The sequence below is a fragment of the Amycolatopsis sp. NPDC059021 genome (genome assembly GCF_042739895.1).
Classification (GTDB): Bacteria; Actinomycetota; Actinomycetes; order Mycobacteriales; family Pseudonocardiaceae; genus Amycolatopsis.
In genome coordinates, this window is record NZ_JBHYIQ010000200.1 from 1 (window position 1) to 4,942 (window position 4,942).

At 72.1% G+C, this 4,942-nt stretch carries 4 protein-coding genes; 1 reads left to right on the plus strand and 3 read right to left on the minus strand.

Going from position 1 to position 4,942, the window contains the following annotated elements; genetic code table 11:
* Positions 1–329: 329 nt before the first annotated feature.
* Genes ACFWX1_RS47800 through ACFWX1_RS47810 form a run of 3 tightly spaced genes read right to left on the minus strand, consistent with a single transcriptional unit; the run spans position 330 to position 3,655 of the window.
* Positions 330–860 carry a GtrA family protein gene (locus ACFWX1_RS47800; RefSeq protein ID WP_378328008.1) on the minus strand — a complete coding sequence of 177 codons (531 nt, stop codon included), beginning with the start codon at positions 858–860 and terminating at the stop codon, positions 330–332.
* Positions 861–897: 37 nt separating this feature from the next.
* On the minus strand, positions 898–1,407 hold the full coding sequence (locus ACFWX1_RS47805; protein WP_378396588.1) for a GtrA family protein: 510 nt from the start codon (positions 1,405–1,407) through the stop codon (positions 898–900).
* A 10-nt stretch (positions 1,408–1,417) separates the two neighbouring features.
* Positions 1,418–3,655: a sigma-70 family RNA polymerase sigma factor gene (locus tag ACFWX1_RS47810; RefSeq protein WP_378396589.1), complete on the minus strand. Its 2,238-nt coding sequence runs from the start codon at positions 3,653–3,655 to the stop codon at positions 1,418–1,420.
* A 267-nt stretch (positions 3,656–3,922) separates the two neighbouring features.
* Here ACFWX1_RS47810 and ACFWX1_RS47815 point away from each other — a divergent pair, with 267 nt between their 5' ends.
* A complete protein-coding gene (locus ACFWX1_RS47815) occupies positions 3,923–4,807 on the plus strand; it encodes a GGDEF domain-containing protein (protein WP_378396590.1) in 885 nt (294 codons plus the stop codon).
* The last annotated feature ends 135 nt before the right edge of the window (positions 4,808–4,942 follow it).

The window sequence follows — 4,942 nt, forward strand, 5'->3', positions numbered from 1 at the left end:
CAATTCGCGGCGTCGAGCGTGGCCATTACGCCATACGCGACATGCAGTGAAGGCACCCGCCCCGGCGCTCAGCGCTGTGAAGGAGGCCTTCACAGCATTCGGGGTCGGTGGGGTGAGTGGTGTTCGTGGGGTTGTCGTTGCGATTGGGGGCGTGCGGTGGTCGAACGCTCCGTTCGGGACGTTCATCGTCCCCAACGGAGCTTTCGGGACACGGGCGCCACCGCACTTCCCCCCCCCCCGCCAGACCCGCCCGCACCGAGAAAACCGCATTGGGGCGCATGAGCCCCGGATGGAGCGGGAGCGGGGGACCTTTGCTATCGCGCGGAGGGCTAGCGGGGGAGGCGGGTGACCTGGTCGCCGTCGCGGCGCCGCTGGCCCAGTTCGTCCGGGAACACCCACTTCTTGAAGCCCCAGAACCGGAACACCATCGCGAGCAGCATGCCGATGATCGATCCGCTCGCGAAGTCCGCGATCTCCTGGACCAGCCTCGACACGTGCGGCGTCTCCAGGTGGAACACGTACCGCGACGCGTAGAGCGGGATCAGGTTCACCACCACGGCGACCCCGCTGATCACGAAGAACAGCGCCGCCTCGTGGGTGCGTTCCCGGCCGCCGCGGGTCCGGAAGGACCATTCGCGGTTGAGGATGTACGACACGATCGTCGCCACGATGATCGCTATGGCCTTCGCCGTCGTCGGCTTCGATTCCAGCACGCTCAGCTTCAGCAGGTACCAGACGCCGTTGTCGACCAGAAAGGTCGTGCCGCCCACGATCGCGAACTTGAGCAGTTCCCGGTGCTTGATCAGCACCGAGCGCAGGGGCTCGGGCGTGCGGCTGAGCACGGTTTCGACGACGGTCACCTCCGCAGTTTAGGAGAGGCTGACCAGGGCCGATGGCTCAGGCGGCCATCCTGTCGCGAATGTCCGGATCTCCGGGGCCGTCCCCGGACTTCCGCTGGGGCCGGGCATCCTCGGCGGGGAACACCCATTTCTTGAAGGCCCACCAGCGGAAGACTGTGCCCAGCAGTGTCCCCAGCACGATCCCGCTGACGAAGTCGGCGATTTCCTGAGCGGCGAACGTCACGTGCGGAACCTGCAACTGGAGCACGTAGCGGGACACGGCCAGCGGAACCGAGTTCAGGCCCAGCGCGATGCCGCTGAACAGGAAGAACAGTGCCGCCTCGTGTGTTCGCTCGTGGCCGCCGCGGGTGCGGAAGGACCATTCGCGGTTGGCTACGTAGGAGAAGATGGTCGCCACCAGCGTCGCGAGGATCAGCGCCGTCAGCGGATTCGCGCGCAGCACGGTGAACTTCAGGCCGTAGTTCACCGCCAGCGTGATCACGAAGCTCATCCCGCCGACCACCGCGAACCGGATCAGCTCGCGGTGCCTGCTCAGCAACTCCCGCACCGGGCGGACGCTACCCCGTCGGCAGGCCGAAATGTTTCCCAGGGTGGCTCGGGCCGATCGGTGTGGTGGAAGTGCCCGGCTGGGGCGGCGCGCTCGTGGTCGCCGGTGCCGAAGACTGCTTCGGCTGCGGCGTTTCGGACGTCGTCACCGGCGGGACGCCGCTGTGGCCCGGCGACTTCTTCGGCGTGCTCTTGCCAGGGCTCGTCGTGGCGCTGGTCCCGGTGGACGACGTCGGCGGCGTCGGCGCGAGCTGCCCCGGCGGGCACCAGTCGAAGTACACCTGGACCGGTTTCGCCGAGGCCGTGCCCAGTTGGCCGCCGACGGTCACCGGCTGGCCCGCGGGCGGGCGCCCGCGCAACTGGACCCACAGGTTGACGTGCTGGCCAGGGGCGAGCGCGCCGGTGGTCGTGCAGGTCGCGCCCCCGGCGGCCGGCCGGCACGGGAAGCCGCGCAGGCTCCACCAGCTCGACAGCGGATGGTCGAAGGTCACGGTGACCGGCTTGGTCGTCTGCCCGGTGTTGTGCACCCGGACGTAGATGCGCGGCTTCTGCCACCACGGGAGTTCCGACAGCCAGTCGCTCTCGGCCTCCAGCGTCACCGCGTCCGGCGGCGGCTTGACCGCGACGTTCACGCGCAGGTCGACATGGACCTGCGCGCCCGCGGTGACCGAACCCTCGACCGTGCTGCCGGGTTTGGCGGTGTCGTCGGCCTTCAACAGGAACATCAGGACCGCGGACTGGCCCGGCTGCAGGCCGGTCCCGGTCCGGCAGGAGACCGTGCCGTCGCCGCCGGGGCAGTTGACGTTGATCGTTTCCGGCGCGGCCATGGCGAAGCCGCTCGCGCCGGGGGCACCGCCGCCCCCGGCGGGCACCGCGTGCACCCCCGGCGGCAGCTTCAGCGTGGCCACGACCGGGTCGGACGGGCCGGCGCCGTCGTTGCGCACCGTGATGGGCAGGTTGGCGGGCTTGCCGCCCGGCTGCAGCACGACGCCCTCGGGCGGCGTCGTCGCGGACACGTTCGGTTTCGGGAGCGAAGGCGGCGTGGTCGGTGGCGGCTGCGGGCCCGGCGGCTGCGCGGCCGGGGGCGGCGGTTGCACCGCGGGCGGGGCGGGTGCCGCGGGCGGCGGCGCCGGGGGTGCGGGCGGCGGCTGCTGAGCGGGCGGCTGGGCAGGCTGAGGCTGAGGTTGTGGCTGCGGCGGCGCGGGCTGCGCCGCGGGGGGCGGGACCTGGGCGGCCGCCGGGATGTCCTGCGTACCGCCGCCGGCGACGAGCGCGACGACGACGGCCGCCGCGATGGCCGTCCCGGACGCGGCAACACCGGCGAACTGCCGGGGCCCGCCCGCAGCGGCACCCGCCGCCGCACCGGCCTTGGCTCCGCCCGCGGTCGCTCCCGCGGCGGCCGCTCCGGTGACCGCCGCCGTGGTGGCGCTCGCCTTGGCCGCGCCGATGGTGGCGAGGTAGCCGAGCGCGGCGCCGCCGAGGACGATCGGGGCGATGATCGCGCGCAGACCGCCGTTGATGTCGGCGAGCTCGGCGGCGAGTGCGCGGCATTTCTCGCATTCGTCCAGGTGATTCTCCACCTGGCTGCGTTCGCGTTTGGACAGTCCGTCGCGGGTCCACGCGCCCAGCCGGTCGGCGGTGGCGCGGCAGCGTTCCGCGGCGTTCTCCTGCAGGTGGACCTGCAGATAGGCCTGGCGGAGACCCTCGCGGGCGCGGTAGGCGAGCGCCGAGACGCCGTTCGCGGTCAGGCCCAGCAGCGGCGCGACCTCGGCGGGGCTCTGCTGCTCGATCTCGGTGTGCCACAGCACGGCCTGCCAGCGTTCGGGCAGCCGTGCGAAGGCCTTGGCGGCCATGGTGCGCTCGAGCCCCGCGACGGCGGTGTCGGAGAACGGCACGGTCAGCGCCTCGCCGACCGCGCCGCCGACGTCGGTCATGTCCTCGTTGAGGTCGACGCGCTTGTCCTTGCGGGTCTTGTCGTAGGCGGTGTGCCGCAGCGCTGTCAGCAGATACGCGCGGAACGCGGTCTCGGGGCCCTTGCCCGCGCGCAGCGTGTCCAGCACCTTCGCGAACGCCTCGGAGACGAGGTCGTCGGCCTCGGAACTCGAGCGCGCGAGCTGACGGGCGAGGTTGTGCGCGGCGGCCGTGTGCCGCTCGTACAGCGGCCCGTAGGAGGCGATCTGCCCAGCACGGACCTCGGCGATCAGCTCGGCGTCGCTCTTACCGCTGAGACCGGCGGGAACGGTGGACACGGGACTCCTTCTGCGGGTGGTGGCGGCCGCCCGACGGGCCGCCAATACCTACCTTGACTCATGCGCGGCACAAGTGTGACGGAAGCTGCGACACGCGTCACCTCGCGGTCGGCGTGTTGACCCGGAGAGCGCAATATGTTCACCCGGGCTCGCCGGGACCTTGGTCAACAAAACCCGCCGGAACGCCGTCACGGACCGGGGCCTGGCGCGTCCCCTGTTCGGAGCGCGACAAGATCGCTCCGAACCGGACGAGAGGAGCGGTGGCCAGTGGACCTGCCGGCGACCGGGGCGCTGTCCGGGGTGACGGACTCGCAGGAGGCGCGGAACCGGTTCGACCGGGATCGGACCCTGCGCGCGCTGCGAGCACGGTGGCGGACCGCGAGCCTGGCTTCGGGCTGGCGGTTCCCCAGCGACTGGGGACTGCCCGAGGTCGACGCGGTGTGTGCCGCGGTGGTGAGACAGGGGAAGCCCGCGGTGGGCAGCGAGGCGGCGGAACGCGCGCTGGCCGGGCTCGGCCGCGCCCGTGCGGCCGCCGGTGCCGGGCTCGCGGAGACGCTGACCGACCTCGCCGCGCTGCACGCCGTGCTCGCCGACTCCGCCGATCCCACGGTCGTGGACGGATTCGTCGCTCCGGATGTGGACGCCACCCCCGCGCGGCTGCTCCGCCTGACGGCCTTGGCCTGGGCGGACGTCGCGACGGACCAACTCGTGCACACCGAGGTCACCGACCCGCTGACCGGCCTGCCGACGGCCGCGTACCTGCGCACCCGGCTCGCCGAGGTGTACCGCAGGGCGGGCCGCGAGGAACGCGCGGCGGCCGAGGACTACGTGCTGCTCGTGGTCGAACTGGACTTCAGCGCGGTCGACGGCTGGCCGCGGCTGACCGGGATGATCCTCGCCGCCGACGCGCTGCGGGCCGTGTTCGACGGTGGAGAAAGCGTTGCCTCGCTGGGACCGTCGGTCGTGGCGGCGCTGGTGCCGCGCGACGATCGCCTCGCTTCGCGCGGGGTCGCGCTGCGGCGGGCGGTGCACGAACGGCTCTCGGTGGACGCGCAGCTCGCCGAGGTCGGCAGCCCGCGGGTCAGCGCGGTCCGGCTGCCCGCGACCCACGAACTCGCCTGTGACGTACTGGCCGGTCTGTCCCGGGCCTGACTTGGCCCGGCCCGGGATGGGCGAACGGATCCGCGGGGGCCGCCCCGAGGGAAGCAGAGGGTTCCTCCTGCTGTCTCTTTTACACATCTGACCCTGCCGACGTCAATGCATGTGTAGATCTGGGTGGTCGCCGTT